19 protein-coding genes, 1 tRNA gene and 1 pseudogene are annotated in these 26129 nt (G+C 46.4%); 6 read left to right on the top strand and 15 right to left on the bottom strand.

The genetic code is table 11. The annotated features are described in order from the left end of the window. The 8 genes from B5D48_RS08515 to B5D48_RS08480 form a co-directional block, all read right to left on the bottom strand. Positions 1–1455, bottom strand: coding sequence for a UDP-N-acetylmuramoyl-L-alanyl-D-glutamate--2,6-diaminopimelate ligase (locus tag B5D48_RS08515; protein WP_023936646.1), 1455 nt, complete (start codon positions 1453–1455; stop codon positions 1–3). Positions 1456–1470: 15 nt separating this feature from the next. Next, the gene (locus B5D48_RS08510; RefSeq protein WP_023936645.1) at positions 1471–3744 is read right to left on the bottom strand and encodes a penicillin-binding transpeptidase domain-containing protein; all 2274 of its coding nucleotides are present in this window, start codon (positions 3742–3744) and stop codon (positions 1471–1473) included. A 2-nt stretch (positions 3745–3746) separates the two neighbouring features. After that, entirely contained in the window at positions 3747–4391 is a 645-nt protein-coding gene (locus B5D48_RS08505; RefSeq protein ID WP_023936643.1) for an FtsL-like putative cell division protein, read from the bottom strand. Positions 4392–4397: 6 nt separating this feature from the next. After that, the gene (gene rsmH, locus B5D48_RS08500; RefSeq protein ID WP_023936641.1) at positions 4398–5315 is read right to left on the bottom strand and encodes a 16S rRNA (cytosine(1402)-N(4))-methyltransferase RsmH; all 918 of its coding nucleotides are present in this window, start codon (positions 5313–5315) and stop codon (positions 4398–4400) included. Positions 5316–5528: 213 nt separating this feature from the next. Continuing rightward, positions 5529–5602 (bottom strand) — tRNA-Met (locus B5D48_RS08495). A 181-nt stretch (positions 5603–5783) separates the two neighbouring features. After that, positions 5784–6953: a cytochrome d ubiquinol oxidase subunit II gene (locus tag B5D48_RS08490; RefSeq protein WP_023936639.1), complete on the bottom strand. Its 1170-nt coding sequence runs from the start codon at positions 6951–6953 to the stop codon at positions 5784–5786. A gap of 33 nt (positions 6954–6986) precedes the next feature. Then, complete coding sequence (locus B5D48_RS08485) at positions 6987–8585, bottom strand: cytochrome ubiquinol oxidase subunit I (RefSeq protein WP_042120185.1); 1599 nt, start codon at positions 8583–8585, stop codon at positions 6987–6989. A 36-nt stretch (positions 8586–8621) separates the two neighbouring features. Beyond that, on the bottom strand, positions 8622–8861 hold the full coding sequence (locus tag B5D48_RS08480) for a DUF4492 domain-containing protein (RefSeq protein WP_023940734.1): 240 nt from the start codon (positions 8859–8861) through the stop codon (positions 8622–8624). Between the two features lie 447 nt (positions 8862–9308). Between B5D48_RS08480 and B5D48_RS08470 the strand changes: the two genes are divergently transcribed. The 3 genes from B5D48_RS08470 to metK all read left to right on the top strand — a co-directional run bounded on the left by B5D48_RS08470 (position 9309) and on the right by metK (position 13149). Further along, positions 9309–9578: a co-chaperone GroES gene (locus tag B5D48_RS08470; protein WP_023936633.1), complete on the top strand. Its 270-nt coding sequence runs from the start codon at positions 9309–9311 to the stop codon at positions 9576–9578. A gap of 137 nt (positions 9579–9715) precedes the next feature. Continuing rightward, entirely contained in the window at positions 9716–11353 is a 1638-nt protein-coding gene (gene groL / locus B5D48_RS08465; protein ID WP_023936631.1) for a chaperonin GroEL, read from the top strand. A 509-nt stretch (positions 11354–11862) separates the two neighbouring features. Continuing rightward, the gene (gene metK, locus B5D48_RS08460; protein ID WP_023936627.1) at positions 11863–13149 is read left to right on the top strand and encodes a methionine adenosyltransferase; all 1287 of its coding nucleotides are present in this window, start codon (positions 11863–11865) and stop codon (positions 13147–13149) included. A gap of 91 nt (positions 13150–13240) precedes the next feature. Here the strand turns inward: metK and kbl are convergent, their stop codons facing one another. The 6 genes from kbl to secDF all read right to left on the bottom strand — a co-directional run bounded on the left by kbl (position 13241) and on the right by secDF (position 20399). Further along, positions 13241–14431, bottom strand: coding sequence for a glycine C-acetyltransferase (gene kbl, locus B5D48_RS08455; RefSeq protein WP_023936626.1), 1191 nt, complete (start codon positions 14429–14431; stop codon positions 13241–13243). Positions 14432–14492: 61 nt separating this feature from the next. Beyond that, complete coding sequence (locus B5D48_RS08450; RefSeq protein WP_023936624.1) at positions 14493–14957, bottom strand: DUF5606 family protein; 465 nt, start codon at positions 14955–14957, stop codon at positions 14493–14495. A gap of 44 nt (positions 14958–15001) precedes the next feature. Then, entirely contained in the window at positions 15002–15598 is a 597-nt protein-coding gene (gene coaE, locus B5D48_RS08445; protein WP_023936622.1) for a dephospho-CoA kinase, read from the bottom strand. Positions 15599–15604: 6 nt separating this feature from the next. Further along, positions 15605–16615: a CdaR family protein gene (locus B5D48_RS08440; RefSeq protein WP_023936620.1), complete on the bottom strand. Its 1011-nt coding sequence runs from the start codon at positions 16613–16615 to the stop codon at positions 15605–15607. 214 nt (positions 16616–16829) lie between these two features. Further along, positions 16830–17165 carry a preprotein translocase subunit YajC gene (gene yajC, locus B5D48_RS08435; protein WP_023936618.1) on the bottom strand — a complete coding sequence of 112 codons (336 nt, stop codon included), beginning with the start codon at positions 17163–17165 and terminating at the stop codon, positions 16830–16832. 303 nt (positions 17166–17468) lie between these two features. After that, on the bottom strand, positions 17469–20399 hold the full coding sequence (secDF, locus tag B5D48_RS08430) for a protein translocase subunit SecDF (protein WP_023936614.1): 2931 nt from the start codon (positions 20397–20399) through the stop codon (positions 17469–17471). Positions 20400–20698: 299 nt separating this feature from the next. Between secDF and B5D48_RS08425 the strand changes: the two genes are divergently transcribed. Beyond that, positions 20699–20962, top strand: a complete 264-nt coding sequence (locus B5D48_RS08425; protein WP_023936612.1) for an RNA recognition motif domain-containing protein — start codon at positions 20699–20701, stop codon at positions 20960–20962. 943 nt (positions 20963–21905) lie between these two features. Here the strand turns inward: B5D48_RS08425 and B5D48_RS08415 are convergent. Then, positions 21906–24812, bottom strand: a complete 2907-nt coding sequence (locus tag B5D48_RS08415; RefSeq protein WP_023938656.1) for a hybrid sensor histidine kinase/response regulator transcription factor — start codon at positions 24810–24812, stop codon at positions 21906–21908. A 394-nt stretch (positions 24813–25206) separates the two neighbouring features. On the opposite strand from B5D48_RS08415, the gene B5D48_RS09130 reads away from it, so the two are divergent. Together B5D48_RS09130 and B5D48_RS08405 are read left to right on the top strand one after the other, a co-directional pair. Further along, positions 25207–25425, top strand: coding sequence for a hypothetical protein (locus B5D48_RS09130; RefSeq protein ID WP_036888156.1), 219 nt, complete (start codon positions 25207–25209; stop codon positions 25423–25425). A 217-nt stretch (positions 25426–25642) separates the two neighbouring features. Further along, positions 25643–26129: pseudogene (locus tag B5D48_RS08405) on the top strand (peptidase); the annotation flags it as partial.

Raw genomic sequence — 26129 nt, 5'->3', positions numbered from 1 at the left:
TTACTGATTATCCATAAACTCCCGCAGTACTTCTCTATCATCAAAGTGATTTCGCTTTCCGTCTATCTCCTGATAGGTCTCGTGCCCTTTACCTGCCACAAGGACAAAGTCTGAAGGTTGGGCTAGCATACAAGCTGTGCGGATGGCCTCGGCTCTATCCAAAATAGAAAGTGTGCGAGCCAGAGAGTCCGAATCGAGTCCTTGTTTCATTTCCTCGATTATGTCTTCTGGTTTTTCGCTTCGTGGGTTATCAGAGGTCAGGATCAGTCGGTCAGAGAGTGATGCTGCTTCTCTGGCCATGACCGGTCTTTTGCCTCGATCTCTGTCGCCTCCGGCACCCACCACACAGATCAGTTGCCCTTTCCCCTGCATTAGTGTTCGCAGGGTACTCAGTACATTGACCAGAGCATCTGGGGTATGGGCATAATCGACTACAGCAGTATATCCTCGGTGAGAGGATATTGTCTGAAAACGTCCAGAAACAGGTTCTAATGCAGAAAGACTAGTGGCAGCCTCTTCTCTACTCATACCCAGAAGACGACTTGCTGCGTATACGGCAAGCGCGTTATAGACGTTAAAATCGCCTACCAGCCTGAGAGTAATCTCTTGGCCATCAATCACAACATCGGTAGCATCAGGATGCAGGGCTATTACTTTGGCTCTGTAGTCGGCATCCTGCTTTAGGGCGTAGCAATAGTGCCGAGCTGCACAATTCTGTAGCATTACTGCCCCTCTTTTGTCATCCACATTGACAAGAGCGAAAGCCTCGGGTTTTAGGTTGTCAAAAAATCCCTTTTTTGCCTCAATATACTTTTGCATGGTTTCGTGGTAATCGAGGTGATCCCGGGTGAGATTAGTAAATATGGCTCCATCGAAATCTATCCCAGCGATACGTTGCTGATCAACGGCATGTGAGCTAACTTCCATGAACACATGTGAGCAACCCACAGTCTTCATACGAGCCAAAAGGGCTTGCAGGGCAACAGCATTGGGAGTTGTATGAGTTGATGGGATGATTTCCTCATCTATGTAGTTGCATACAGTGCTGAGCAGACCCACTTTGTATCCTCTTTGTTTGAAACAACGATAGAGGAGGGTTGCAATTGTCGTTTTTCCGTTGGTTCCGGTTACACCTACTATCCGCATCTTGGTGGAGGGATTGCCCTGTAGACGTGAGGACATCAGCCCTGCAGCCGAAGAAGTGTTTGTCAACTGTACATAACATACCCCAGCAACAAATTTGTCGGGCATAGACTCCACAACTACAGCTGAAGCTCCTGCTGCAATCGCCTTGTCTACATACAAATGTCCATCAGCTTGTGTGCCGCGGAGAGCAATAAAGACATCTCCTTTTTTCACTTGGCGGGAGTCGATACACACAGCATTGACATTGCAGTCTGAATTTCCCTCCATGTGCAAGGGGGAGAGATCTTGTATGAGTTCTCTAAGAGTCATAGACAGGGAGAGGTGTTATTCTTTTTTTGTTTTGTTTTTCTGTTCGGATTGGAGCTTTGACTCCTCTTTACTTCCTGACATTGTGGATCTATGAGTCAGGTACAAATGCACTTTTTGACCAATTGCAGCCCGGCTACCCGCAGGAATTGATTGCGAGAACACTGGGCCGAAGCCGTGAAGTACAGATCGGAAACCACATCCGGCTAAAGCATAAACGGCATCCGATGGAGACATCCCGACCAGATCGGGGACCACACCGCGGCTGTATGGCCTAGTCGAATGAAGTTCAATCTGCTTGCCGGATTGTTTCACCTGCACAAAGCGAGTCTTAGGTGGTTTTTTTGTCATTCGTTCAGATAGGCCGGCTGTTGACAAAGAGGCTAGCACGACGTCCCGCTTGCCTGATTGAATGTGGGGGATTTTCATCCCAGATGCAATATGCATCGAGTCTATTGGCAGACGGCTCTCTATAGACATGATTGTCTCGGCTACTCGTTTCATAACTCCTCCACAAGAGATACCGGCAGAGCGATATTCCGGCACATGAGGTTTGCGTACAACCACAATCATTGAATATTTAGGAGCTTCGTAGGGGAAAAAACCGGCAAAAGAGATTTGATAATTGCGTTCACTGTAACCCGAGCGAGCATTTCCCAGTACTGCTGTACCTGTTTTTCCACAGAGGGCAACCTTATCACTCAAAGCCCCTCGCTTTGCTGTGCCCGATGTCACGACTCCTCGTAAAATGTCTTTGATCTGCATAATTGCCTGCTCAGAAGCAATGGATTCGTGCAAAACAGTTGGGGAGTTCTCGATCAAAATCTCTCCATTGGGGGAGACCACTTTGTTCACAAAGTAGGGTTTCATGAATCGCCCTCCATTGGCTATAGCATTGTAGAAGGCTAGGGTAGATATAGGAGGGATTTGTGTCTCGTATCCGTGAGCCATCCAAGGTAGGGTCGTGGCACTCCAATAGGCTCCTTCTTCGGGGAAACGCACAATTGCATGTTTGGCAGCTCCTGGAATGTCCAAATCGAAGTTGTCGCAGAGACCCATTTTGCGAACACTCTGCACATAGGCTTTGGGACGATCCTTGAAATTTTTCTGTATCAGTTTGGCTATGCCCACATTACTTGATTGGTGCATTGCCTCAGCATAGGAGATGCGCCCCAATCCGGCACGTTTACCCACCGTCCAGTCCATGAGTCTTCTGTTACCCACTTGCCAAATTCCATTTCCCACATCCACAGTATCTTCCGGAGTACAAAGTCCTTGGTCTAAGGCAATCAGCATCGAAACTGTTTTGAACGTAGAGCCTGGTTCGGAAAGGTCAGACACAGCAAAATTCTGTGTCTCGGCGTAGGCTCCTGATTTCAACCTCCCCAGATTGGATATGGCGAGTATCTTCCCTGTCGCAACTTCCATCAAAACGGCTGTGCCGCTTTCCGCCTCTGCTAACTCCAGAGAGGAACGAAGCTCATGTTCTACGATAGCCTGTTTACGCATGTCTAATGTGCTGTGGACATTGGCTCCAGGCTTGGGCTCTCTGATAGTGTTGAGAGTTACACGACCTGCATTGTACAATCGTAGAACTTTCCCCAGTTCTCCCCGGAGCAAACTGTCGAATGCTAATTCCAGGCCCCCTTTTCCCCGTGTTAGTCCGCCTGTTACTTCGGCATAAACTGATCCTATGGTACGCCTACCCAAGGACCCGTAGGGGTTGATGCGTTTGGCTCGGTCTACCTTCACTATACTGTGTGTCAAAGCCCGATTCGAATGATTTTCCTTGTCACGAAAAGGAGGAGCTGCATACATCTCCTTGACGTCGAGGTAAGAAATATCTTTGTTTACGAGTAGGCAACTGCGACTCTTTTTCTTATATCCTTTGATCCACTGTGCTTTCAGGTAGCTGGCTTTGATCAGTTCTTCTGGGGTCGACAGTTTTTCGGAAAGGACAAGTGACAGTGAATCAAGCAGCAGCATAGCGGATTTGTGATCCAGTTGCTTGAAGGCTTCAGCCTGGAAATCCATATACAGCCGATAATGAGGAGCTGTGATGGCCAATTCTTCTCCATCGGCAGAATAGATCGTACCTCGATAGGGGTAGATATTCTCTTCTTGAGGACGGTGTAGAGATTCCCCAATATGTCTCCATTCCTCTCCGTCTTGATACATCGTAACCAAGACACGCCAGAGGACGACTAACACGGCAATAACCATCACCCCTCCCCAGAGGCGGTATCTGGCGGAAGAGTTCAATTCAGGGCGACTATTCAGCTTCCTTGCCATATCTATTTCTTCTTTTTCTCCTCGGGTTCAAGCTCTCGATACAGTACAATAGGAGGAGTCTGTGCGGGAGTCAAACTAAGCCCTTCCTGTTCTATCGCCTTAAGGATATATTGCTGGCGATCGGATTCACGTACAGCAGCTCGCTTAAAAAGAGCCATATTGTGAACATCCTTGAGACGCTTCTCCAAATCTCCTATTTCTTTTATCTGATTGATACTGTGGTAACGGTTCGCTACGCCGATGAGAGCGAAGAGAATGATTTCAAGCAGTAAAAAACTCGGTCTTCTGATTTGTTCTGGGTTCAACCCTCCAGCACTTAACAACCGCCAAAAGGAGATCCTATCTTTTTTGAGAGGAGTGTCACCTTTTTCATTCTGTATTGGTGTATCTTTTTTTTCTTCAGAGGAAGAAAGATCCCTTTCTCTTTCTTGAGTAGAGGCAGAGGAGATCTCTATAGCCTGAGATCCTTCTCCGGAGGTAGTCTCTGACTCTTCCCGTGAGAGGCTAATCTCGGTCTCATCTTCTTGGCAAGACCAATAAGCATCTATGTCGGAAGGATCACTATCCCCCCGCTCCTTGAGAGAACGAAGTAGCTCCACAGCATCCCTTTCTGTCCCCTGTACTATGTCCTTGTCTTGATCTTGCATGCCGTATTATCTCTTTGCTGCTACCCTCAACCCGGCCGACCGAGATCGTGGATTGCTCTCCTGTTCTGCCATTCCGGGTACGATAGGTTTGCGAGTGATTGGTTCCCAGATAGCATTGGTATGTCCGTATATCATCTCGGAGAGTTTGTCCGTTTGGTTGCTGGAGCGGAAAAAGTTTTTCACAATCCTATCCTCCAATGAATGATAGGTGATGACAGCAAGCCTACCTCCAGGTTTCAAAACCCGTACCGCAGCCCGGAGCATTTCTTCCAGTGCTGACAGCTCATCATTTACCTCTATCCGCAGAGCTTGAAAAATGCAAGCCCATTGCTTTTTTTCTTTGCGCGGATCAATCTCTTGCTCTATAACGTGCTTCAGACTTGCTATGGAACCGAAAGTCTCTCCCGATTGTCGAGCTGTGACAATCCGTCGGGCTATTTGCCGAGCATTACGCAATTCCCCATATCGGTAGAATATATTGGCCAAGTGTTCTTCGTCATAAGACTGCAAGAGAGTTGAGGCAGACATCCCGGATCGGCTGTTCATACGCATATCTGGCGTAGACTCCTCTGTGCGAAAGCTGAACCCTCGCTCGGCCGTGTCAAATTGGTGGGAGGATACTCCCAAGTCGGCCAAAATTCCATCTATCTGTCCTACTAACCCATAGTAATCAACAAAATGATAGAGATAGCGAAAATTAGAAGCTACAAATGTAAACCGAGGGTCTTCACTTGCATTGGCACGAGCATCCGGATCTTGGTCGAACCCCAATACTCGGCCTGCATTCGATAGACGAGAGAGAATCCCCTTGGAGTGTCCTCCTCCTCCATAAGTAACATCCACATAAATGCCTTCTGGATTGAGCACAAGCGCATCCAGGCTCTCTCTAAGAAGCACCGGACTATGATAGTCTGTATCGTACATCTGCCAAACTTATAAATCCGAGGATGAACTCGGCTGTAAAGGTAGCCATTTTGTCACAGCCCTCATTACTGTTTATCAGATTTTATTTTCAAATAGAAATCTCATTTCGTTCAGAAGTGCGAACTGAAAACAAGATGGGATGAGTCGCTCTCTTAATTAAGAACAAAACCACCCCGAAACCCAATGTCCGAGATGGTTTTACTTTCTTTTTCGTAGCGAGACCCGGGATTGAACCGGGGACCTCATGATTATGAATCATGCGCTCTAACCAGCTGAGCTATCTCGCCGTACCTCTAACTGCGCTGCAAAGATAGTAGCTTTTTGCAATTGAGCAATATTTTGTGCCAAACTTGGACATCGCACATTCTGCTTATCAAAGAACGAAAGACCATAGTGACAAAGGATGTTGCCACAGTCTTTCGTTCTTTATTCCACAGTTTTGTATGTAACCAGCGGTATTAGGGATTCTCAGTAGATATGCCCACCTTGCGTCATCTCATCCCGGTCTATCTTGTGCAGGTCTATCGCTCTCCATGTGTATACGATGTAGGCCAGAACAAAAGGTATCAGAATAGAAACGTAGCTCATTACCTTGAGTGTGAATGGGCTGGAAGAGCTGTTCGCTATGGTTAGAGAACTTTGCATATTAAACAGAGAGGGGTAGTAGGCTGTATTATTCCATCCTGCTATCAGTAACAGGGCCAAGATGGTCAGAACGACTCCCACACCTTCAAACCAGATCCCTTTCTTGTAGGCTTTTCGTAGGAGTGTTGCAAAAATGCCGAAAAGGACAAGTAAAACTCCAGTCAAAAAGAGTATGAATACCGGCCAGAGGGTAATTAGGTTGTTCCTGTATTTATTTGCTTCTGGTGAGATCAAGCCACTTGCATCATAAGTGTAACCCGGAGCAGTGAGTAGGTATCCCACATAGGCAAGGAAGAGGATCAGGAAAGCCCCGGCATTGAACCACAATCTGCGTTTGGCTGCATGGAAAAGGTCGTTATCATCAATGTTGTTGATGAAGTAGAGCAAAGCCGATACTCGGCTCAGGAAAAAGACTGTAAGGCCGAGAACTAAATTCCATGGGTTAAGGATAGCCTCCAAACCGTGCAATTGGACCCCATGGTATGGTTGCCATTGAGAGATGGTAGGCCCGGCAGCTCCAAGAGAGAAAATATTGCTCTTTTCTACCAGAAAGTTCCCTCCGGTGAAAAGAGTTGAGACAGCTGCTCCCAACAAAATAGGGGCTAATACCCCATTGATAAAGAGGAATATTTGGTAAGTACGGCTACCCCATACATTGCCATGTTTGTGTTGGTATTCATATGATACGGCTTGCAAGACAAAGCAAAGAAGAATGAGCATCCAGACCCAATAGGCCCCACCAAAGCTGGTCGAGTAGAAAAGAGGAAAAGAGGCAAAAAATGCGCCACCAAAAGTAACCAGTGTAGTGAATGTAAACTCCCATTTGCGTCCTGTTGAGTTTACCATCATCCGTTGAGTGATTTTGTCCTTTCCCAAGCTGAAAAGGAAAGACTGTCCACCCTGTACGAAAAGGAGGAGTACCAGAAGGGCACCGAGCAGAGAGATCAGGAACCACCAGTAGTGTTGCAGTAGAGAATACGTATTTGCGTCCATAATTATTTTCGTTTTGAGAGCTAAAACAGCTTGTTATTCTTTCTCGGGAGAGCGATCCGACTCATCTACTCCTTGTTTGATTGCTTTGAACATGATGTTCAGCTCAGCAACCAATAGAGTAGAGAAGAGTACTAAGAATACAAAGAAAGTGAGCATCACGGACGATCCATCCAGCTTTGAAATGGCGGCTCGTAAAGGCATCAAGTTCTGAATAGCCCAAGGCTGACGCCCTACTTCTGCTACAATCCACCCGCATTGGCTGGCTATGTAAGCCAATGGAACCGAACAAATGAATGCGATATGCATCCAGCGTGATTTTTGCAGACGTACAGATTTTCGACTCAGGAATATGGCAATGATGAAGAGAATGATGAAGAGGGTTCCTAACCCTACCATTACACGGAAAGAGTAATAAGTGAGTGGAACATTGGGCACCAACTCTTCTTTGTTATTCAGATATCCATAACCGAAGTATTCAAAGTTTTTGTCAAGCTCTTCTCGATAAGTGGCTGCAGCTGTTTCGTCGCCTCTCTGTTTGGCATCCCTAAACATAGCCAGAGACTGTATTGCTTCTTTCCCTTTGGCTATCATGCTGTCAGCAGGAAGAGCTACAGAGCCGTCTCGCTTGGTGTATCCTCCATTGAGGATATTATTGATACCCGGTACATAGCCATTGGACGAACGAGTACCCATGAGAGAAAGCATACGTGGTACTTCTATATTGAAGAGGAAAGGAGGCTCTTCATCCTGCGGAGCCTCTTTCTTGGGATTGAGTAGACCAAAGGCACTCAGGGCTACTCCCTCTCCATTTTGGCAATTCCCCTCTGCATCGCTTGCTCCAGTATCGTAGAGAGCCTCCATGGCCGCCAATTTCATTGGCTGTTTATCTGCTACCTGAAAAGCAGATTCGTCTCCGGTATAAGCTGTGAGCAAAGCTGCTATAAGTCCGAAAGGGGCGATCATCTTGATATTGGCAACAGCAAAACGCTCGTGATGCTTGCGAAGCAAGAACCAACCGCAAACCCCCATGGCAAATATCGAGCCTAAGAGCCAGCAGGAAGTGATCGTGTGGAAAAACTTGTTGATTGCTACCGGAGACAAGGCCACAGCCCAGAAGTCATTCATTTCCGAGCGCACTGTGTCAGGGTTAAACTCCATACCCACGGGGTGTTGCATCCAAGCATTGGCTACCAGAATCCACACAGCCGAGATAGAAGCTCCTATGATAGTAAGCCAGGTTGAGGTTAGGTGAAAACCTCTGCTTACTTTGCCCCAGCCGAAAAACATCACGGCAATGAATGTCGCTTCCATGAAAAAGGCCAATATTCCTTCGATTGCCAGAGGAGCCCCGAAGATATCTCCCACAAACCAGCTGTAGTTAGACCAGTTTGTTCCAAATTCGAACTCTAAGATCAGGCCCGTAGCTACACCAATCGCAAAGTTGATCCCGAATAGTTTTTGCCAAAATTTGGCTGCTCTTTTCCAAGACTCCTCTCCGGAGCGGTAGTACTTGGTCTCTGCCATTGCCATGATGATTCCTAACCCCAGAGTGAGAGGTACGAACAGCCAATGATACATGGCTGTCATGGCAAATTGTGCCCTGGACCAGTAGAGTAATGAATCTAAATCCATAATTAGTTTCGTTGTTTATGATGATACTTTTTTAGATCAATCGGCTGCGCTTCTATCGATCAATTCTTGTTGCACATATCTGGCTCGGTCGTCTTTGTCACCTTTCCCTTTGAGGTAATTAGGAAAAAAGAACAGTTTGAGGATGGCAAACATGATAAAGAGCTTAATCAGGATGATCAGCCACAGTGTCTTGCCAAGGGTCATGGAGCGAAATCCATTGACGTAAAAGCGGAATACGCGTACCAAAAAGTTTGCCTTCGTTGCTTCGGCAGTCATTTTTATGAATTAAAGTGGTGAGTTATGGTATCGATTTGTCGCAAAGATAAAAGTTCGATGCTAATCCGCAAGCAATTGGCATCCGAAAGAGGTAGTTTGATGGCAAATTGTTAATCGTCATGAAGTGCTGTTTCTATGCGGAAGGAGAGGCGGTTTTCCGCCTCTCCCGTCTATAACCCATTCTGCGAAGTGTCGGTTCAGTTTTTCCTCTTGCAAATATCAATAGAAAACGGCGAATGCTCTGTTGTACAATGCTTTCTATACAATGAAGATTTGACAGCCTTATTTGACAACTTGTCTCCATTCCCTCTGTTCATGGGCATTGGCACACTAATTGTCTTGCCCCAATAACGAGGAGCACAACGAATGGTAAATCCGATAGAGGTTGTCTGTTTGCAGTGCCACTTTTTAGGAGTATAGTAACTAATCAATAAAAACAACAAAACAATGAACATCAAACCATTGGCAGACCGGGTACTTGTACGTCCCGCACAGGCAGAAGAAAAGACAGTAGGGGGTATTATCATTCCCGATTCAGCTAAAGAAAAGCCTCTGAAAGGTGAAATTATGGCAGTAGGCAATGGTACCAAAGATGAAGACATGGTACTCAAAGCAGGTGATATGGTCCTCTATGGTAAATATGCCGGTACGGAGATTGAAGTAGGAGGAGAAAAGCTCCTGATCATGAAACAGAGTGATGTATTGGCAACAATATAAATAATGAGCAAAACAGGGCAATCTGGACAAGAGGTGCATCCAAAGTTACCTTCAAAACACAAGAATACCCTGTGGTGTGGGGGAAAGCAATAATCCCCCTCTAAAAGCAAGAAGAACAAAATAAAAATCAAAATACAATGGCTAAGGAAATCAAATTCGACATGGAAGCACGTCAACTCCTCAAGAAGGGGGTGGACGAATTGGCAAATGCAGTGAAGGTAACACTCGGCCCTAAAGGTCGCAACGTGATTATCGCCAAGAGTTATGGAGCCCCTCATATCACCAAAGACGGTGTATCTGTAGCCAAGGAAATAGAGCTTGAATGTCCCTATGAAAACATGGGTGCTCAACTGTTGCGCGAAGTAGCCTCCAAGACCAATGATGATGCCGGAGACGGTACGACAACAGCTACCATTTTGGCACAAAGTATCGTGAATGTCGGGCTAAAAAACGTGACTGCTGGAGCTAACCCCATGGACCTCAAGCGTGGTATCGACAAAGCTGTGGCAGCCGTAGTAGCAGATATTAAGGGACAGGCACAAGCCATTGGCGATGACTTCGAAAAGATTGAAAACGTGGCTAAAATCTCCGCCAATGGAGATGAAACAATTGGCAAACTGATTGCCGAAGCCATGCGCAAGGTGAAGAAAGAAGGTGTGATCACTGTAGAAGAAGCCAAGGGAATGGACACCACAGTAGATGTGGTGGAGGGGATGCAGTTCGACCGTGGATATATCTCTCCCTATTTCGTAACTAACGCAGATAAGATGTTGGTGGAGATGGAAAACCCTTATATCCTCATCTTCGACAAGAAGATCTCTGTATTGAAAGATATGCTGGGCATCTTGGAGAAAGTTGTACAGACAGGTCGTCCCTTACTTATCGTGGCCGAGGACATCGAGAGTGAAGCTCTGGCAACTCTGGTTGTAAACCGTCTGCGTGGTAGCCTGAAGATTTGTGCGGTAAAGGCTCCGGGCTTTGGCGATAGGCGCAAGGCCATGCTTGAAGACATTGCTACTCTGACCGGTGGTACAGTGATAAGTGAGGAGACTGGCTTGAAACTGGAGAATGCAAGTCTTGAAATGCTTGGAACTGCAGAGAAGGTAACCGTAGACAAAGACAACACTACGATCGTGAATGGTGCCGGCGAAAAGGATAAAATCGAAGCCCGGATCGCCCAGATCAAGTCTCAGATCGAAAATACAACCAGCGACTATGATCGTGAAAAGCTCCAGGAACGTTTGGCTAAGCTCTCTGGAGGTGTGGCTGTCCTTTATGTAGGAGCTGCCAGCGAAGTAGAAATGAAAGAGAAGAAAGATCGTGTAGACGATGCCCTCTCCGCTACTCGCGCTGCTGTGGAGGAAGGTACAGTGCCTGGTGGCGGTACAGCTTATATCCGTGCTATCAAGGCTCTGGAAAAGCTCAAAGGAGCCAATGCCGATGAAAACACCGGTATTGCTATCATTCGCAGAGCTATCGAAGAACCTCTTCGTCAGATCGTTGCCAATGCAGGACAGGAAGGAGCCGTAGTGGTACAAGCTGTGAAGGAAGGCAAGGCCGATTTTGGCTACAATGCCCGTACCGAAGCTTTTGAAAATCTATATAAGAGTGGAGTAATAGACCCGGCCAAGGTCGCTCGTGTGGCTTTGGAAAATGCTGCTTCTATCGCAGGGATGTTCCTGACTACCGAATGCGTGATTGTGGAGAAGAAGGAAGAAAATCCTGCGCCTGCCATGCCGGCAGGAGGGATGGGAGGGATGGGTGGAATGATGTAATTCCCTTATCTCTCGAGTAAAAATCGACTGTCGGACAACTGCTCCGGCAGTCGATTTTTTTTTTGTGCCGGACAATGGGTCGGCAGTCATGTCTTGTTGAGATGAGACAAAAGACAAAGCAGAGACGAAATGTCCACCGACAATGGGTCTGCAGCCAGTCTTGCTGGGACTGTTGAGAATAGTCTTTGCCTGAGCCAATTATTTGCTTTAGCTTTGCCGACAAATTAGGACACGTGGAAGGATTTGTGACGATTGCAACCACGCAAAAAAAATGCTAAATCTTTGTCATTCCCTCAACGCAAGTTTTTGACAAAGCAAGCACGCCGCTATTCGAGTTCGGCTGTTCGTTGCGTATTCGTTCTTCCCATTTTTCCTTCCGGTGTTTCTATTGCAGGGCAAAATCTTTTGTGATTTTGTCCCCTGCTCTTGTTGTGAGTAATCCGATAGAGCAGGAGAAGTGTTTTTTATTTGAATGACAGAAAGACGAACATAAAAAAACGAACCAAACTATGTCTTATTTATTTACATCCGAATCTGTATCCGAAGGGCATCCTGATAAGGTGGCCGACCAAATATCGGATGCTATCGTAGATCAGTTTATGGGGCTGGATCCATCATCTAAGGTGGCTATAGAAACCCTTGTAACGACCGGGCAAGTTGTGCTGGCCGGAGAAGTCAAAAGCGAGTCTTATGTAGATGTGGCACTGACAGCCCGTCGTGTCATCGAGCGTATAGGCTATACACGTAGCGAGTACCGTTTTGAGGCCAACAGCTGCGGAATCCTCAGTTCTATACATGAGCAAAGCTGCGACATCAACCGAGGAGTAGAGCGAGCCGACCCCATGCAGCAGGGAGCCGGAGACCAAGGGATGATGTTCGGCTATGCGACCAAGGAGACTGACAACTATATGCCTCTGCCTTTGGATCTTTCTCATGCCTTGCTGTTCGAGCTGGCTAAGATACGCAGAGAAGTCTCCTCTCCCATGCCTTACCTTCGACCCGATGCCAAGAGTCAGGTGACAGTGGAATATACGGATGACGGTAATCCGACACGTATCGATACGATTGTGATCAGCACACAGCACGACGAGTTTATAGATCCTTCCGAACCGGATGCTGATGCCCGGATGCAGCGACGCATCTACGACGATGTAAGAGATATTCTCATCCCCAGGGTGCGACAAGCCTACTATAGCCGAAGTCAGGTAGCCGGTCTTTTCGATGCCAATTTCAAGCTATATGTCAATCCAACCGGTAAATTCGTGATCGGAGGCCCTCATGGTGACACAGGGGTTACCGGTCGCAAAATCATTGTGGATACCTATGGAGGCAAGGCTTCGCATGGAGGAGGGGCTTTCTCCGGAAAAGACCCTTCCAAAGTAGACCGCTCTGCAGCCTATGCTGCACGACATATCGCCAAAAACATGGTCGCTGCAGGTGTTGCCGATGAAATGCTGGTACAGGTGAGCTATGCCATAGGCATCGCAGAGCCGATCAGTATATATGTACGCACTTTCGGCAAGAGTCGTGTACCGTACAGTGATGGAGAAATAGCCAAGAAAGTGGGTGAATTGTTCGACATGCGTCCCTATGCCATTGAGCAGCGTCTGAAGTTGCGTAATCCTATCTACGAAGAGACGGCTGCCTACGGGCACTTCGGCCGAGACTGTCGCAAAGTGACTAAGACCTTCGAGAGCTATCACCGGCCACCTCAAACGATGGAGGTCGAGCTCTTTACGTGGGAGAAACTCGACTATGTAGAGCGTATCAAAGAAGCCTTTGGCTTGAATGGGTAATCTTTAGACTTATTCCAATAAAAAGGCGTGTTATCGACTGATAACACGCCTTTTTTTTGTTCTGTTTACGCCAGAATAGGAGGAAGCAATATTACTTGATCACGCCAAGTTCTTTGCCCACCTTGATGAAAGCCTCGATAGCCTTATCCAAGTGCTCACGCTTGTGTCCGGCAGAGAGCTGTACACGAATGCGTGCCTCGCCTTTCGGCACTACGGGGTAGTAGAACCCTGTTACGTATATACCCTCTTCTAACATTCGGGCAGCATATTTCTGAGACAGAGGAGCATCGTAGAGCATTACTGCGCAAATAGCACTCTGCGTTGGTTTGATATCGAAGCCGGCAGCGAGCATTTTGTCGCGGAAATACTTGACATTTTCCATCAATTTGTCGTGCAATTCGTCTGTTTCTTCGAGCATCTTGAAGACCTCAAGACCGGCTCCTACCACAGCAGGTGGGATAGAGTTGCTAAAGAGATAGGGGCGAGAACGCTGACGCAGCATATCTATGATTTCCTTGGGGCCGGTGGTGAATCCTCCGATAGCTCCACCGAAGGCCTTGCCCAGCGTACCAGTATGGATATCAATACGTCCATAGCAATCAAACTGTTCGGCTACTCCTCTACCCGTTTTGCCTACGACTCCGGCGGAATGGCATTCATCTACCATCACCAATGCATCGTATTTCTCTGCCAGATCGCAAATCTTATCCATAGGAGCCACATTGCCATCCATAGAGAAGACCCCGTCGGTCACGATGATGCGGTGACGCTGCGCTTGGGCCTCTTGCAGGCATTTCTCCAGCTCCTGCATGTTGCCATTGGCATAGCGATACCTCTTGGCTTTGCAGAGACGTACGCCATCGATGATAGAAGCGTGGTTCAGAGCATCGCTGATGATTGCATCTTCCTCGGTAAAGAGAGGTTCGAAAACACCTCCATTGGCATCGAAACAGGCAGCATAGAGGATCGTGTCTTCCGTATGGAAGTACTTGGCAATAGCTTGCTCCAGCTGTTTGTGAATGTCTTGTGTACCGCAGATGAAACGTACGGAGCTCATACCGTAGCCATGGCTATCCATCATATCCTTGGCAGCCTTGATCAGTCGTGGATGATCGGACAAGCCCAAGTAGTTATTGGCACAGAAGTTTAGTACTTCCTGACCTTGGTTGACCTTGATGTCAGCCTTCTGTGGCGTAATGATGATACGCTCTTCCTTGTACAGACCGGCTTCTTTGATTTTCTGAAGCTCACCGGTCAGGTACGTTTTCATTCCCTTAAACATTACGATAGTTATTTGTTAGGTTTGATCGGTAAATCCTTGTTTCCTGAGGGTTGTAGAGATGTCAGGCCTTCTCTGCTACTTCTTTTTCGTTCTGATCGGTGGCAGTTGCAGAAGCTTGCTCTTCGCTGTTCTCGTCTTCGGCAAATTTGGTAAAGCCATCGGCAATGAGCATGTTGTACCACTTCATGATTTTCTTGATGTCTGTGGGGTACACACGCTCGCGGTCGTAGCTGGGCAGTACTCTCTCGAAGAAAGTGTACAATTCCTCCGGTTTAGATTGGATATCTTTTTCCTCTACGGCTTTCAATCCCATCAGTTTGGCCAGATCTTCCAACACTTCGGGCAGAGGCTTGTCGCCCTCTTCTGTGTAGATGGAAATATCGGCCAGCGAAATTATTCGATCCGATGCATAAGAAGCAGAGCGTCGGCCATCGAGCAGAGACTCCACGATGATGCTATTTTTACCTTGAGAGAGTAGTCTGAAAAGTCCGGGCTTACCGGAAATAGATAAAATCTTCTTGAGCATTTTGCTTTACTATTGGGTTACAACAACTCTTGCAAAAGTAAGGATTATAGCCCGATTGTTCTCCATATTTCGTCCAGCTGAGGAAGGAGCAAATCTCCGGGATTATTTCGGATGATATAATCGGCTTTTCTCTCGATAATCTCTTGCGACAACTGGCGATTCATGCGCTCCAATATCTGCTCCCGGCAAGCCCTATCTCTTTTCATAGCTCGGGCAATGCGTACTTCTCTGTCAGCAGTTACTGCTATAACCTTGTTGGTCAGATTGTCAAATCCGGAACTGAAGAGCAGGGCCGATTCGATTGCTACAACCCGGTGTCCGGCATGCTTCCAATCCGAAAGACAGGAGAGTAGATGTCGCCGGACAGCTGGGTGTACAATTGCATTCAACTCTTCTGTTCGTTTTTCGGAAGAAAAAGCCAGTTCGGCAAGCCTCCGACGATCCAATCTCCCTTGTAAAGCTGAAGGATAGAGGCTATCGCCAAAATGTGCAACCAAGGCTTGTTTGAGCTCAGGGTCTGTGTCATTCAGTTCTTTGGCTTGGGTGTCGGTGTCATAGACCGGTACAGACCGGCACAGCAGAATGCGGCTCAACAGAGACTTGCCACTACCTATCCCCCCCGTGATGCCCAAAACAATCATTCGCTTTTACTTTTTTTTGAGGATAAATTCTACCTTGGACGGGTGGCAGCGGTAGCTTACGATCCAGTCAGGGGCATTCCGAAGTTCTACCGGCAGTTGGGTATCTGAAATTTTTGCTCCTCCCTTGGGATAAACGATAGCCAATTCAAGCTGCTCAGGATCCAATTGGTTGTAACGTGCTTGTGGGATGGTGAGTGTGACCTTGGCTGTCCCCGGCAGAGGAATGAGTGTATAGCCCGAAGGAATGTTGTGGGCTTGTATGGGAAGGTCGTAGCTGCGCTCGGTGAGTGCTTCGATATCAAAAGTGATATGCACCATTTGAGGGTTCTTGTCGTATTCGACACCTCCTCCCGGCTCTTTGAGTGGTACATCCAATTCTGTGAGAGATGTGTATTGACTCAAGTCCACACTGTCGGTTAGGACCTCTTTTATATGTCTGAGCTTTTGATCACTGCCATAGATATGTACAGCCGAAGGGGTAATGATTGTTGCTCCCAGACGATGCCCCTGTGTGAGAGCCGGTTTGAAGCCCAGTTTTACGGGAACTAATTTGTCTCGGAGAGTGAAGAGTGGTAGAGAGATCTCTGATGGGGTGGCCGATATGATGCGAGTGCCGGGCGATAGCTGTCTTTGCAGTTCTTCGACAAGAGCTTTCTTGCCCAGCTCCAAACGAAGATGCTGCCTGTTTTGTGCACTTAGCTTGACTCGAATGGGGGCAAATTTTTTTAGGCTATACTTCAGAAGTTCAACTCCCTTGTCTTCTATTTCAAAAACGACTTCTTCCGGAGCCGTATCCGCATGTCGCACATTGGCGGGCAGCTCGTCATAGACAACCGGCAGAGTGACGCGCATACGATAGTCGAGCCGCAAACTCATCAGCAGCCAGAAAACGAAGGAGAGGAGTACGAAAAACAGGAAAGTGAGGATACGTTTGCTTCGTGCCTCTTTTACCTCATTTCCGTTGGAGCGATTCTTTCGCTTGTTCTTCGGATTGACGTTTTGCAACTTCAGTTTCATCGTTTTACCATGGAGCGAATGTGTGAAGTGGAGGGATTCACGCTCATAGACCGGAGAAGCCAGATGCCCGCCCCACTCGCATCTAGAGGCAGCAGCAACTCCAAGCTCGAAGGGAGCTTACCGCGACAGCAGCTCCGTCATCCGGATAAGAAAAAGCCGGCAGAGCGATGGCTTATGCCCTTCCTCAGCCGGCTTATATAGCTAAGATTGATGTTTATTTTTTCTCCGTATCAGCTGCAACATCACCGGCATTGGCATAGACAGAAGACTTATCCACTAGTATGCGTACTCCATCGGAAATTTCCAGCAAAAACTCTTTTTCTCTCACTTCTCGGATGCGACCATGTATGCCTCCGGCTGTGATCACTTTGTCGCCACTCTTCATTGCCGAACGTGATTTTTGCAACTCTTTTTGCCGCTTCTGTTGTGGACGAATCATAAAGAAGTAGAACACCACTACGATAAGTAGCAACATCAGGAGCATTGTCCAGTTGCTACCTCCGTTTTGAGTAGCAGGAGATGCTGCTTGCAAAAGAGGAAATAGGTTCATTGTATTAACGCTTTATAGATTGAATATTTACAAAGCAAAGATAAGCATTCGGAGTCAAGGCACAACCTCCCTCAGGTTGCTCTTGGATAATGAGACTGAGCTTTGCGATTAGTACATTCTGAAAAGTCAATAAAAAAGCGAGTTTTGACTGCCATTTCGTAGCCTATGTGAAGAGTTCCGGTCTGTTCGGCTAAAAACTACGAAAAAGATAAGACCGAAGACAAAAACTGTCTTCGGTCTTATCTTTTTGCATCACATCCTTCCTACTTTCTGGCAGGGAGGATAGCAGCCGAACTAAAGGTCTTATTTTTTCTTCTTGCTGTCGAATTTGTTCTTTGTAATGTAGGCGATAGGTGCAGCAACAAACAATGTCGAGTAGGTACCTATCACAATACCTAACAGAATAGCAAAGGTGAAACTACGCATCGTAGCTCCGCCGAGGATGAATATCACCAACATCACCACAAAGGTTGTGAGTGAGGTGTTGAGTGTACGAGACAAAGTTGAATTCATCGCATCGTTCATCAGCTGGTACCAATCGCGAGACGGATAGAGCTGATGTACCTCACGGATACGGTCGAATACAACCACGGTATCGTTGATAGAATAGCCAATGATTGCCAACAAGGCTGCAATAAGGTTGGTATCCAACTCCATCGTGAAAGGCATCACACGCCACAGCAGCACGTAGAGAGCAATGATCGATAGGGTCGTTGCCGTTACGGATACGAATACACCTATGGAGAATGCGATGTTGCGGAAGCGGATCAAAATATATGTAGCCATGAAGATCAAGGCCAATAGCACTGCTACAAGAGCTTCCTGCTTGATGTCATTGGACATAGAGGGGCTCACCTTTTGTTGGCTAATGATCTGCTCTTGGAACTTCTCTGCGGAGATTTGGTTATCCGCATACAAAGACTTAAGGCTATTGTAGAGCTTCTGTTGTATCTGTGTATCGACAGCTTCGCCCTCTTCATCGATCTTATAGTTGGTGGCAATACGTACTTGATCTCCATCTGTACCAATAGAGGTTACTGATACCTTTCCTTCAAACTCTTTATCCAAGGCTACACGAGCGGTTTCGGTAGACACTTTTTGGTCGAACTGCACCACGAAGTTACGTCCTCCGGAGAAGTCGATACCACGGTTCAGATCAATGGTGAAGACTCCTACCAAACCCAGAATAATGATAACAGCTGGGATTGTCAGACCAATTTTTCGTTTACCCAAAATGTTGAATTTGGGTTCTACGAGCAGGTTGCGAGTAAGGGCTGTGGTAAAGGTCACCTTGTCCATCTTGCCCTTCTTGGCTAGGGCTTCAAATACGATACGAGTGAGGAATACGGCAGTGATGAAAGAGGCCACCAAGCCGATAATCAGAGTCGTGGCAAAACCTTTGATTGGGCCGGTACCGAAGAAGAAGAGGACAATCCCAGTGATGATGGTTGTAAGGTTGGAGTCGAAAATAGCACTGAAAGCATTGCCGTAACCGTCTTTAATGGCACGTATCATAGACTTGCCGCTGCGCAATTCTTCCTTGATACGCTCGAAGATCAACACGTTGGCGTCCACTGCCATACCGAGAGTCAACACCAAACCGGCAATACCGGAGAGGGTCAGCACTGCCTGGAATGAAGCTAAAGCACCAAGGGTGAAGAAGCTGTTGACAATGAGAGCCCCGTCGGCGATCAAGCCCGGTATAAACCCGTAGGCCAGACACATATAGATCATCAGCAAGATGATGGCAATAATAAAGGAGATCACACCAGCCTGAATAGCTTCGTGGCCGAGCGTAGGCCCGATTACATTCTCTTGCTCGATCATTACGGTAGTTTCCATCTTACCGGAGTTCAACACATTGGCCAAGTCTCCGGCTTCTTCTATCGTAAAACGACCGCTGATTTCGCTTTGTCCGTTCGGAATTTCCACTTTGATGTTAGGAGCCGAATAAACAACGCCATCCAATACGATAGCAACAGCTCTGTTGATATTATCTTTTGTGATACGGGCCCATTTGCGAGAACCTTCTTCGTTCATACGCATGGATACCACAGGCTCGGACTTGCCGAACTCACTGCGGATATCGCTCTTGGCCGAGGTCACTACCGAGCCAGAAAGGTCAGGATCTCCACTACGACTCCAGCGAATAGCGTACAGCTCATAGAGGTCGGATTCTTTGCCTTTTTGCCCACTCATAGCTTTGGCAGACCACATAAGTTTGAGGTCGTCACGCAGCAATCTCATCTGTTGAGCACGCTCTATTATAGAGTCTACACGTGCCATATCGCGTCTGTGAGCAACCCCCACTACAGCTCCGTATCCTCCGGGTTGAAGCAAGTCAAAGAGTTTCTTGCCTGTGGGTTGTTGTTCCTTGGTAGCAGTCGTTGCCTGCTCCACTTTAGAGCTATCGGCTTCTTGCATGTTCGCCCCAGCCTCAGTATCGGTTGTGTCCGCTACGATAGTTTCCTTCATTTGAGGTATCTGTGCAGAAAGATCAACTCGATCATTGGCGGCAATGAGGTCTTCTTTGATTTCCTCGAAAGTATAAGTACGCCAGAACTGCAAGTTGGCAGATCTTTGGAGCAGGTCGCGCACACGGGCAGGATCCTTTACACCCGGCAATTCCACCAAGATACGTCCCTGACCTTCCAATCTTTGCAAGTTGGGAGAAGCTACACCAAATCCGTCAATACGGGCACGGATAACATTGTACGATGCATCCACTGCACTTTGGTACTTCTCTTTGACCATATTACGAACCTCCTCGTCAGTGGTGTTGGCTGTGATTTGATCTCGCAGATCTCCTTGTGCAAAGAGAGCTGTTAAGCGGGCATTGGGGTCTTGCTCTTTGTACCGGTCGCAGAAGAGGTCGATGAAGTTTTTCTGGTCGTTGCTGCTTACGGCATAATCCATCGCTTTGAGGAAGTTCGGGTCCTGACTTTTGTTGGCCAAGTTGCGCAACAAATCAGCAGCGTTCAGTTTGAGTACCACGCTCATCCCTCCTCTAAGATCCAGGCCTAGGCCGATCTGCTGTTTCTGAGCTTCTTTCAGGGTGTATCCCATCCACACTTTCTCTCCGGCCATCGAGTCGAGATACGCCTGTCCATTCACCTCTCCCATTTTTTCGGCCTTATTTTCATAGTGCCGGGTGACAAAAGAGAAAGAGAGATAAAAAGCGCAAATCAAAGCCAGAAGTGCTGTGATTACAATCACAAATCCTTTGTTCTGCATTTTTAGTATGTATTTATTGTCGTTACTTCTACGGCATATGCCAATCCAAAGATATGGCAGAGCGCAAAGTTAGTGGAATTTCTCAATTGCAAATATGAAATTGTTGCACAAGACAATAGTTTCTAATCTATAGAGCGTGGAAGAGAGAGGTGGAATTTTTTTATAGGAAGAATTGGTTTTATTGATAATTCAAAAATTATACCGTTCTTTGCAACCGCAGTCTCGGAGACAAGGTACCCTAATTAAAGGAGAATAGGTATCCCTCTTCTGAGGCTATTTTCAACTTTCATCAATACAGAATGAACATCTATTTAGGGAACCTTAACTATAAGGTTCGTGAGAATGACCTCATTGGTCTTCTTGAGCAATTTGGCTCTGTAGTAGGCGCAAGAGTAATTTTAGACAGAGAAACCCGTCGCTCGCGTGGTTTTGGCTTTGTGGAAATGGAAAACGAGGATGAGGCTCGGACGGCCATAGAGCAGTTGCAAGAGCAGGAATTTATGGGGCGAGTGCTGGTTGTAAAAGAGGCCAATGATCGCCCTGAAAGACAGCCCAGAATGTAATTCGGATTAGGATTTGAATTCTCTTTCGTAAAGCTCTCTAACTTCTACTATACACATACAAGGGCAACTGCATTGAAGAGATGCAGTTGCCCTTTTTGTTTTTACTTTTTTTCTTTGATCTAAAACTGTATATCGGTGCTCTGTTGTGTTTATTTCTATGTTTTATTGTTATCTCTTTGATGTGTTTTTTCTTCTTGATTTAGGGCCTTTTGAGTGTCCTTTTCTCTCTCTTTTTTGATCCCGACGGGAGCCGTTTTTTGCTAACACGGGAGAGAACGAAATTTCTCTCCTGAGAAAAAAATTGCTCTCTCCTGTGTTAGCAAAAATTCTCTCAGGAGAGAATTTTGACCCTCTCAGAATGCCCTATTCATCGATGTTTTGAGAGAGTAGTAAAAGGGCTGCAAAAGGGGAGGGGAATCACTTCTTTATATGCTCTCTTTTTCTCTGTTTTCCTGCTTTTTTTGCAAGCAGAGAGTTTACAAAATATATGTACTTTGGAAGGTGCGAGATAGGCGTTTCTGGGCTTGACTCCATGGCTTTTTTCCTCCCTTTTCTCTTCGAGATATCTATGTTTACATGTTTAAGCAAAAAAAACGGGGCTATGGGCAAAAATCGATTTTTGCCCATAGCCCCGTTTGGGTGCGTTAGAGTGTGCAAAATGCAAGGCTCTAAGACAGAGGATGTGGAGTTATATAACCGAAGCCGAATGTCATGAGTAACACAGCAACTTGCGTACTATGACACACCGCTTTCGAGGAATTTACAAGGTAGTCTCGTTAAGACACTATTTTATAGCATGGCACTTGCTGCATTACTCTCGATATTGAGGCTTGTTCGAATAAGTACGATAGCTGCACTCTCTCAGACTTCCTTCTCAATCTCTTTATGATGCTCGGGTTTAAATTGTCATTTTGGAGTCCTTGCAAAGGTCTCATTAGTGCATTCACAGCATGGATAACTGTCCCTTGCGGTAATCGGAAGGTGTAATACCATAGACATTCTTGAATGCTCGTATAAAATTGGAGTAGTCATTGAAGCCACATTGCTCAGCTGCTTCCCTCAGGCTAATTTCCGGATCATTATCCAGTAGTCGACAGACCTTTTTTATCTTGATCCGCTGGATATAAGCCATGGGGGTATAACCGGTGAGCGAGGTCATTTTGCGGTAGAATTGGCTATTACTCATGCATAGTTTGGAGGCAATAAGGCTTACATCTACCTCTTGTCGGCTGCTAAGCATCAGATAGACAGTTTCCGAAACTTTTGCCAAAAAACGGAAGTCAATATTCGCTTGTAGTCCATTGCTCTCTTTGTTCTGATCCTTACTCTCTATAATTGTCCTCGCAAATTTTTCTCGCAGCAATTTCTGTCTTTCGAGTAGTTTTTCCACTAAAGTGCGCAGTTCTTCGCTGTTGAATGGTTTGGCAAGGTAGGCATTGGCTCCGGCTTCGAGTCCTTTGATGCGATCTTCTTCGCTGACTTTTGCCGTGACCACAATGATGGGGATATGATTTACTATTTCATTGTCCCTTATCTGTTTGCATAGCTCCAAACCATCCATGCCGGGCATCATCAGATCGGAGATAATCAGGTCGGGCACAAGGCTCAATGCTTTTTCCAAGCCTTCGTTGCCATTGTGTGCATAAGAAATGGCATACCGGTCGGAGAGTTGAGAGCCGATGTAGGCGGCCACATCTCTGTTGTCTTCTACAATGAGCAAACGGCACTCATTGTCTTTCTCTCTATCGTCATCGAGAGCAGTCTTTTCCTGAGGCAATAGGGGGATATTTCTCTCTGTCTCATTGGCGATCTGCTGTTTGCTGTTGAGGTGAATAGGCAAGTCGAGATGAAATGTCGTTCCTCTGCCAATGCAGCTTTCTACGCTGATGCTTCCTCCTATGGCATCTACAATCTGCTTGACCAAGGCCAGCCCTATCCCTGAGCCGATATTCGGAGTATTGCTCTCTGCTTGATAGAAAGGTTTGAAGATATGAGCGATAGCATCTGGTGCTATGCCTGCTCCGGTATCGGATACATCGATCAACAGTCGTTTGCCTTCACAACGCATTGCCACATTCACTTTGCCGTATTTGGGGGTAAACTTGAAAGCATTGGAAAGCAGGTTGTTCATCACCTTATTTATGTAGTCCGGCACGAAGTCCATCTCTACGGCTTCTTCCGAGAAAAACTGGAGAACGATGTTGTGACTGCGTGCATATTCTCGATAGGTCTCCACGATCATAGCCAAATGTGCGCTGATATTTCCCCTGCGCCATTCGGCGCTCCCTACCGTGCTTTTCACCTTTGCTATGTCTAAGAGTTGGTTGATGAGCACAATCAGGCTGTTGCCATGTCGCTCTATGATCCGGGCCTTCTCTCTCGTTTTGTCCGAAAGAGTTCTGTCTACTTGTAGGTTATGGCTCAACCCAAGGATAACGGTGAGTGGCGTACGCAATTCGTGTGTGATATTGGTGAAGAAACTTTCTCTCAAACGGTTCATTTCCTTCAATGCTCTATGGTTGCGGGCACGGATGCGTTGGATGTAATACATCATAGCAATGATTATAACGAGGAAGGAAAGTATCAGAACGAAGATAATGTAGCCGATGCGCCGAGTCTCACGCTCTGCTACCAACTTCATCTGTGCAGCATCTATCTGCTGCTTCTGGTACTTACGCTCGATATTTAGGCTTACATTCTGGATGCGATTCATCTTTTCTATATTTACCACACTGTCTTGCAAAGTCACAGCTCTATTGCGACACTTCAGAGCCTGTTGATAGTCTTGCTGCCGTTCGTAGTATCCGTAGTAGAGATTGTATATCTCGGCCAAATGCTCTTTCGAATTGATACGCTCGGCCACAGCCTTTGCCTGGGAGAGATACTTTAGTGTCTCTGTATTGTTGCCCTTCGTACTATGGATACCGGCCAACGCTATTAGGGGGTTGAGGGCATGCCATTCGTCTTTGGATCCCTGCATCAGCTCATAGGCCGTCTCGTATTCTTGCAAAGCTTCGTTGTGTTGGTGAGCTTTCTCGTAGAGAGAGCCGAAGTATGTATGACAGAGCGAAACACCGAGTCTGTTGCCAGCCTGTTTGTTCAGATCCATCGAACGCCGGTAGTAGATCCAGGCCGAATCTGTCTGTCCTTGCTGCTCGAATATAGCCCCGAGATTGGCACAATTGATAGCCTGCCCCACTACGTTGCCTAATTGTTGCTCCCCTGCCAAAGCAAGTCGTAATACACTGTCAGCTTGCTGATAGTTACCTAAAGTCATGTAGATATTGGCCAAGCCATTGAGCGATACCACTTGATTTTTCTTGGTTGCAAAAGATTTGTCCATGCTCTCTCTGCTCAGGATCCAGGCTTGGTAATGATATTCTTGGGCTGCATCGATAACTCCCATCCTCCTATAGTCTGTCCCTATATTGTTTAGTCCTCGCACCCATTCTATAGTGTCACCGAGGGCTTCTGCCTGTTTCACTCCTTCGCTGTGGACTCGCAAGGCTTCATCGAAGCGATTCTCGTTTCGCAGAGCTTTGCCCCATTTTCGGAGAGCTATGATGCTCCCAAGGCGATTGCCTTCGTTTTCCAAACGTTTTTGCAGAGATGCGAGAGAGTCGGTTTCGTGAATGTTTGCAACACGATTTTCAATAGCTATTCGCTCTTCCGAACTCAAGGCGGAAGAATCCTTTTTTTCGCAAGATACAATGGAGAGTATATAGAAGATTAAGAATATGCTGAGTGTGCTACGAAGAATACAAAAACTCCTCTCTTCCCGAGCTATAAACTGTAGAGGAGAGCTGAAAATACCAGAGAATACAATATGCTGCGCAATTCTGTGTTGCATCTTGGATAAAGGACTTTGTAGTTTTCTTGTACACTAAATGATTGTTGTGGGCTATTCAGTAGGACCTCTCATAGCCACATTCCTTTTCTGGAGAATAAGCATGACAGATGCCGGAAACTCGATCTCAATGTTAGGAATGATACACAATCTCGTGCACAAAGGTGCAAAAGTCTTAGAAAACAACCGAATGTTACCAATTTTAGTCCAATGAGAGCAATGTAATCCGGATAGAAAACCGAATAAAAGAGTGTTGTTTCTCTGAATTCTGCTTTTGTAATAAATATTAGATCTGTCAGTTATAAGTTCCTTTATAATAGCATGATATTGTGCTTTTTATGCATGATTTTCCAAGATGTTGCCAGTCTAAGAATGAATGATTTTACTAATTCTGTGCATGATTCTCCTGATTCTTGAAGCTCTTTTGTACATAACTTCGCTTTTGGATGAAGAGGCTTCACTCCGATATCTGTTTTGGAAAATCAAGCCTTTCTGCTTTGTTATGAAAGAGTGGTATAATATTGAGCAGCAGAATCATAATGAGAGTCGCCATCATCTTGATGATAGGGAACAGCTCCTCGATACCATTCGTGAGAAAGGTGAATGTGGAGCTTGATCTCCGGATGCAGCAAAAGGAACGAGAGAAGAAGCATACCGGATACTCTCCTCAGAAGAGGTGTTGTCTGCGAGCTTGTCTACTCAATCTTCTTTCCGTCTTCTCCGATCGATCAAAAAGACAAGCAAGAGGGGTTGGGACAATGGAGAAAAAGCTCGCACGCTCGGTTCAAAAGTAACAATCTAAGGATGAATTAAACAACTATCAAATCAACGAAATGAAACTTCAAACACTGAAGAAGATGTCCGTGGCGATAGCTACGCTCTTCGTTATGATGTTGGTCATGCCTACCATGGCAAAAGCGCAGACCGAATACCCCCTCAATATAGCAGGGGTTCGAGTAACGTCGAACAATTGTAATGACCTCTCTGTGATAGATGGTGTCAGCGGAACAGTCAAGTATGACCCGAATAGTAATACGCTCACGCTTGAGGATGCAACAATTGATGTAGGAGATGGTAAAAACTGCATTTGGGGGGGGAAAGAAGGTACACCTCTTGCAATTGTAGTCAAAGGAACATGCAAACTCTCGTCCACCACTTGGTCTGCGGTTAATCTTTGGAGGAATACAACTATTTCGGGAGATGGAGAGCTTTATGCAGAATCAATGGCGGGTTATTCGTTCAACTTGGATGAAGGGGCCACTCTTACCATCGATCGTTGTCGCGTGGATGCTAAGGGGGTGAAAGGCTTTTCGGTATTCG

The sequence above is a fragment of the Porphyromonas crevioricanis genome (assembly GCF_900167225.1).
In the GTDB taxonomy this organism is placed as follows: Bacteria; Bacteroidota; Bacteroidia; order Bacteroidales; family Porphyromonadaceae; genus Porphyromonas; species Porphyromonas crevioricanis.
This window is presented reverse-complemented; position numbering and strand designations above follow the sequence as displayed.